At 69.6% G+C, this 6,058-nt stretch carries 6 protein-coding genes; 4 read left to right on the top strand and 2 right to left on the bottom strand.

All coding sequences use genetic code 11. The features are described from left to right. Positions 1 to 22: 22 nt before the first annotated feature. Positions 23 to 991, bottom strand: a complete 969-nt coding sequence (locus ACIPK3_RS27520; RefSeq protein WP_402573881.1) for an NADP-dependent oxidoreductase — start codon at positions 989 to 991, stop codon at positions 23 to 25. 141 nt (positions 992 to 1,132) lie between these two features. Between ACIPK3_RS27520 and ACIPK3_RS27525 the strand changes: the two genes are divergently transcribed. Both ACIPK3_RS27525 and ACIPK3_RS27530 read left to right on the top strand, forming a co-directional pair. Next, positions 1,133 to 1,510, top strand: coding sequence for a winged helix-turn-helix transcriptional regulator (locus ACIPK3_RS27525; protein WP_402573882.1), 378 nt, complete (start codon positions 1,133 to 1,135; stop codon positions 1,508 to 1,510). A 279-nt stretch (positions 1,511 to 1,789) separates the two neighbouring features. After that, on the top strand, positions 1,790 to 2,119 hold the full coding sequence (locus tag ACIPK3_RS27530) for a transposase (protein ID WP_402573884.1): 330 nt from the start codon (positions 1,790 to 1,792) through the stop codon (positions 2,117 to 2,119). Here ACIPK3_RS27530 and ACIPK3_RS27535 read toward each other — a convergent pair. Further along, positions 2,101 to 3,045 (bottom strand): alpha/beta fold hydrolase, encoded by a 945-nt coding sequence (locus ACIPK3_RS27535; RefSeq protein ID WP_402573885.1) that lies wholly within the window; start codon positions 3,043 to 3,045, stop codon positions 2,101 to 2,103. The two genes, ACIPK3_RS27530 and ACIPK3_RS27535, sit on opposite strands and share 19 nt — an antisense overlap. A gap of 89 nt (positions 3,046 to 3,134) precedes the next feature. Between ACIPK3_RS27535 and ACIPK3_RS27540 the strand changes: the two genes are divergently transcribed. Continuing rightward, a complete protein-coding gene (locus tag ACIPK3_RS27540) occupies positions 3,135 to 3,725 on the top strand; it encodes a TetR/AcrR family transcriptional regulator (protein WP_402573887.1) in 591 nt (196 codons plus the stop codon). 154 nt (positions 3,726 to 3,879) lie between these two features. Then, the gene (locus ACIPK3_RS27545) at positions 3,880 to 5,493 is read left to right on the top strand and encodes a protein kinase (RefSeq protein ID WP_402573889.1); all 1,614 of its coding nucleotides are present in this window, start codon (positions 3,880 to 3,882) and stop codon (positions 5,491 to 5,493) included. Positions 5,494 to 6,058: the final 565 nt, after the last annotated feature.

Consider the following 6,058-nt stretch of genomic DNA (forward strand, 5'->3'; position numbering starts at 1 on the left):
TCCAAAGTTCTTGTCGGGGTTGTCAGTTGGCGACGGTGAGAACGAGCTTTCCGCGGGTGCGACCGGCCTCGCCGCGGGCGTGGGCCGCCCCGGCCCGCTCCAGCGGGAAGGTGTCCTCCACCTCGACGGCGACATGGCCGGCGTCGATCAGGTCGGCGATCGTCGTCAGCGCGGCTCCGTCCGGCTCGACCAGGAACGGGGTGACCCGCACGCCGGCCGCCTCGGCGGCCTGGGCCAGCTCGGGGGAGACTCCGGCCGGGATGGCGACCAGCATGCCGCCGGAGCGCAGGACCTTGAGCGAGCGGGTGCTGGTCCGGTCGTGGGCATCGCCCACCAGGTCGATGACGACATCGACGTCGGCGGCTGCGTCCTCGAAGCGGGTGGCGGTGTAGTCGATGGTCTCGTCGGCGCCGAGTTCCTTGAGCCAGGGGTGGCGGGCACTGCCGGCGGTGGCGATCACGTGGGCGCCGAGGTGCCGGGCGAACTGGACCGCGAAGTGGCCGACCCCGCCGGCCGCGGCGGTGACCAGGACCCGCTGGCCGGCCTGCACGTGAGCGGTGTCGACCACGGCCTGCCAGGCGGTCAGCGCGGCCAGCGGTACGGCGGCGGCGTGCACGTGGTCGAGGTTGGCGGGCTTGAGGGCGAACTGGCGAGCCGGGGCGGTCACATATTCGGCGTAGGCGTTCGCGGCACGCGGGAACCACGGCATGCCGTACACCTCGTCGCCGGCCTTCAGCGTGGTCACACCGAAGCCGACCTCCTCCACCACCCCGGACACGTCCCAGCCGAGGGTGAACGGCGGCTCACCCAGCACCCCGGCCATGCCGGAGCCACCGCGGGTCTTCCAGTCCACCGGGTTGATCCCGGCCGCGTGCACCCGCACCAGGACCTCGGTGGGGAGTGGGGCCGGGCGTGGAACCTGCTGGACGCGCAGCACCTCCGGGCCGCCGAAACCGTCCTGGACCACCGAGCGCATCGTGTCTGTGGACATGCGTCATCTCCTGAAATGGCACTCTGCGGAAGGCCCTTGGCGGGCCCTCCCGTTGATGTCGCCGACGCTATCCCCGGGGGTATGGTTACCTTCAAGGTCTAGTACTTCCCATTGGGAAGTAACCTGGTGAGGAGAGTGATCGTGACGACCACGTGCCCCAGCGGCCAGCACGCGCACCATGACGTCTACGCCGCCCAGTGCCCGTGCCGCGCGCTGCTCGACCTGCTCGCCAACAAGTGGTCCGCGCTGGCCATCGGCGCCCTCGAGGACGGGCCCCAGCGGTTCGGAGAACTCCAGCGCAGGCTCCAAGGCGTCAGCCCCAAGGTGCTCACTCAGACGCTGCGCCGCCTTGAGGACTTCGGCATTCTCGACCGCACCGTCTACCCCGCCGTCCCCCTGCACGTCGAGTACGCCCTCACCTCCCTCGGGCAGAGCGCCGCGATCCCGCTCAACGCGCTGCGGTCGTGGGTGGAGGAAAACATCGACCACGCCTTCCGGCCTGAACCGGTCGCGTCGTAGCGCGGCAAACAGTCCGGTACTTCGCGCTGCCCGTGTGACAGGTCGAGCGGCCCCGACTCGTCGACGGGGTGTTGCGGATAGTTCGTGACGGCCAGTTCCAGACATCCCGTGTGGCCCCGATGTCCGTTCCTCAGCAAGGTGTTCGTGGGGACGAACAGCGCCGTCGGTGGCCGGCCCGGTGCCCGGTTCGCCGCCCACCTGCCGGTGCCAACGAGTCGGGACGTGATCCCTCGGGAACTCCGGTGACTCCCGGACCTTCCGTCCGCCCAGGTCGCGGTATTGGGCATCGACGAGTTCGCGTTCCGCCGGGGCGCCACGTACGGCACCGCACTCATCGGCGTCGAAGCACGGCGGCCGATCGACCTGCTTCCCGACCGCAGCGCGGACACGGTGGTTGCCTGGCTCGCGGACCACGTTGAGATCAAGGTGATTTGCCGGGTCCGGTGCAGCGCGTTCAGCCGGGCCGCTGCTCGTGCAGCGCTCGACGCGATCGAGGTCGCAGTTCGCTGGCACTTGCTTCACTCGCTTGCCCGCGCGGTTGCACGCACCGCCCGGCAGCATCGTGTCTGCCTGAGGGCGCCAGGGCCGAACTACTCGACACGCTCGTGATCGATGAACGCGGTCAACACGTCGACAGTTGCGTCGGGCTGCTCGTCGGGAATGAAGTGTCCGGCTTGTGGGATGACGACGCCGGTCGCGTTCTCCGCCCACGGGCTGATGGAGGCGGCCATGTCGGGGATCGAGCCATGGGAGCTGGAGATTCCCAGGGCCGGGACGGTCAAGTGTCCCTGTTCGAGAGCGTCATGGTTCTTACGCGCTGATTCCGCGGCGTCGCGGTAGTAGGCGAGAGACGCCGAAAGCCCTCCCTCGGCCGCGATGGCGGCGGCGTAATGGTCGATCTCGGCGCCGTCGAAGGTGTTCGGGGACAGAGCTTTGACCTTCAGGAACCAGCCGACGTAGTCACGCTCGCGGCCGGTGAGCAGGGTCTCGGGCAGTTCGGGCACCGAGTGGAAGGCGAAGTGCCAGGTCTTCCAGGCGCGGTCGGGGTCCGTCGGGATGGAGTCCGGGAGGGTGATTCCGGGGATGCCGGCGTCAAGCAGAGCGACACCGTGCAGGCGCTCCTCGTACTTCAGGGCCAGCGAGAAGGCGACCCAGGCCCCGATGTCGTGGGCGGCGAGCCAGTACTTCGGCACGTTGAGCGCGATCAGCGCGGCATGGACGCGCGAAGCGACGGTGTGCGTGTCGTAGCTCCCTTGAGGGCGGTCGGAGTGGCCCTGCCCCGGCAGGTCGATCGCGATCACGTGGAATCGCTCGGCAAGACCTGGCATCACCTTTCGCCAAGCCCACCAGGTCTGCGGGAATCCGGCGAGCAGGACGACGGTGGGTCCGGCCGGCCGGCCGCCTTCCGCGGCGTGAAGCCGGATTCCTTCCGCGTCGACCCAGCGATGGGTGAAACCCGCAAGGTCGTGCAGCGGCAGTCCGGGGACCGGGTTCTGGTCGCAGGCGCGGTTCGGGGCTGTGGCGTCGTCGGTCATGCTGTGAGCCTACTGCATCTTGGACTGATCAGTTCAAGATAAGATGGGTGGGGCCACAACGGCTGGTACAAGGACGAGGTGCATGCGTGATGGCCGGGAAGAAGCAGTTCGACGTGGGCATCGCGCTCGACGCGGCGATGGTCCAGTTCTGGCGGGCCGGATACGCCGACACGTCTCTCGACGACCTCTCCAGGACGACCGGACTGAACCGCAGTTCCATCTACTCCTCGTTCGGCGACAAGGACTCGCTCTACCTGCGCTGCCTGGACCGCTACGCCACGCGGTACGGAAGCAGGTACGACCAGGCGCTTTCGTGTGCATCCGAGGAGCCGCTCCAGGCGGTACGGGCGTTCTTCGAGGTCACCCTGCAGCGCATCAGCGACCCTGACGTACCTGATGGATGCCTGATCGCCCAGACCGCGATGGCGGCATCGGCGCTCAGCCCCACCATCGCCGCACGCGCGACCGAAGCCCTGGACTTTCAGCATGCGCGGCTGCGGACCGCCTTGAACGCCGCGCAGTTGGCCGAAGGCGATGCCGACGACTTCGCGGTTCACCTGACGGCGGTCAACCAGTCGCTGGCCTTGATGAGCAGGACCGGGGCGAGCCAGAAGCAGCTCCGCACGGTCATCGACATCAGCGTGAGGGCACTCTCGCACGCCTTGCATGCCCGGAGCTGACCTCGCCGTCGCGCCCTCGTCGCCTCGGGCAGGGTCCCAACTGGGAGCAGTCGGGGATGGGGATCATAGGCTTCGGGCATGGAGTGTCTGGGGGAGTCCGACCCGGTGTCGGTCGGGGGGTATCCGCTGTTCGCGCGGCTGGGCGCGGGGGGGCATGGGCCAGGTGTACTTGGCGCGGACCCCGGCCGGACGGCCGCTCGCGCTGAAGACCGTGCGGTCGGAGTTCGGGCTCGATCCCGCTTTCGGGGAGCGCTTCGCCCGTGAGATCCGGCATGCCGACCGGGTGCGCTCGCCGTGGACGGTCACGGTGGTCGACTTCTCGCCGGAGGGATCCCGCCCGCAGTGGCTCGCCACCGAGTACGTGGCCGCGCCGTCGCTGGCCGAATGGGTGGCTGGGTACGGTCCGCTGCCGGTGGGCAGTCTGACCGCGCTGGCCGCCGAGCTGTGCGAGGCCCTGCACGCGGTGCACCAGGCGGGCCTGGCCCATCGGGACGTCAAGCCGTCCAACGTGCTGCTGGCGGGGGCCCGGCCGCTGCTGATCGACTTCGGTATCGCCCGCGCCGCCGAGGACTCCCGGCACACCCGGACTGGCGGGGTCATCGGCTCACCGGGCTACATGGCGCCCGAACAGGCCACCGTCGGCATCTCGGCAGAGCCCGGCGACGTCTTCGCCCTGGGCGCGGTACTGGTGTACGCGGCCACCGGTCGTGGTCCCTTCGACCGGCCCGGCCAGGAGCCCTACGCGCAGGCGCTGCTTTACCGTGTGGTCCACGAGGAACCCGATCTGGAGGGGTTGCCCGAGGCGCTGCTGCCGCTGGTACGGGCCTGCCTGGCGAAGCAGCCCGCAGACCGCCCGACGGCCCGGGCGGCCGCCGAGTTGCTACCGGAACCAGACCGCTCGGCCGGGTCCTGGGCGCTACGGCAGCCGCCGGCCCTCCCGGCGGAACTGGCGGCACGAGAGTCGGACACGCGCGCGGCGCTGGGCGACCCGGCCGCCACACGTTCCCTGACCCATGCCGTCGGCACTGCCACCGACGCCGCCACCGCACCGCCCGACCCGCACACAGACGCCACCGGCATCGCGCCGGACCCGTCCCCACACACCGCGACACGCACCGCGCACGACCACCCGGCCCACCGCAACGGACCGAACCCGACGCCCGCACCGGATCCGGAGCCGCCGACGGTTGCGGGCGCACGGCGCCGGACCCTGCTGGTTGCCACAGCGGGCACCCTGGCCGTTCTGGCGCTGGCCGGACTGACGGTGCACACCCTGCTCGACTCCGGCTCCGACCACACAGGTTCGACCGGCGGCAGCAGGGCGTCGACCACCCCGCCGCCGGTCAGCGGATCGAGCCTCGACCCGAATGCGCTGCCGGCCTCATGGGTGGGCACCTGGGTCGGCACCGGCCCGGGAAATCCGAACGGCAACTACTCGTTCGGGCTGCACACCGACAGCTACAAGGTCACCCTCACGCTGCACGCGGGGCGGCTCGGTCAGTTGGTGGGACAGCAGGTGAGCGACATCCATGACCAGGACGACGGCAAGAACGACGGCTGCACGGAGTCACTGGAGCTGAAGGCGGTGAACGCGGGGAGCGTGGACTTCGCCGCGAAGTCCCCGCACTCCACAGACCCGGCCAGCACAGTGGTCTGCTCGTCCAGCAACTCCTACGCGATGAGCATGATCGACGGGACACTCCGACTCGCCCCCAACTCACTGGGACTCGGCGCACCGACGACCTTCACTCGCCGAGTGCCCCCCTGACACCGGTGACGATCGCCATGCGGCCATACGGGCGGCCCGACGTTCAGGGGCGCCCGGTTGACCGCCCCTGAACAGTCAACGCCTTACCGAGCTGGGGCGTGGTGCGAGTGGCGTGTGTGTGGCGGCCCTGCTTGCGGCGTGGGGGTGCCGGTTGCGGGTCCTGATCGAGTCGTGCGCCAGGCCGTTCGTCATCTCGAAGGCCACGTGGGCAGGGAGCTGCGGCGGGCCTGCGCAGCGAAGGCGTCGAACTGGAGGCCGACGGGGCCCCGACGGGTGTCTCGTAGGCAGCGATCGTCCACTGGACGGCGTCGGAGTCGGCTTCGCTGCGTGCCGGGCCCCGCGTCTGCGGCCTGATCCAAACGCAGGCCTTAGCCGATGCGTAGCCGTCGGCGACGGCAGAATCGTTGCGGGGCGGACGGACCACGCCTGTCCAGGGAAACCGATCATCGGTATTTCGGCGGACGCAGGGACTAGGTGTATTGATCACGAGCGTTGTTGACACTGGTGGGTCTTGAACATGGCGAAGACCTCCGATGTGGTGGAGCTGTCTAGGAACACACCGCAC

The sequence above is a fragment of the Streptomyces sp. NPDC086787 genome, from assembly GCF_044745865.1.
GTDB lineage: Bacteria > Actinomycetota > Actinomycetes > Streptomycetales > Streptomycetaceae > Streptomyces.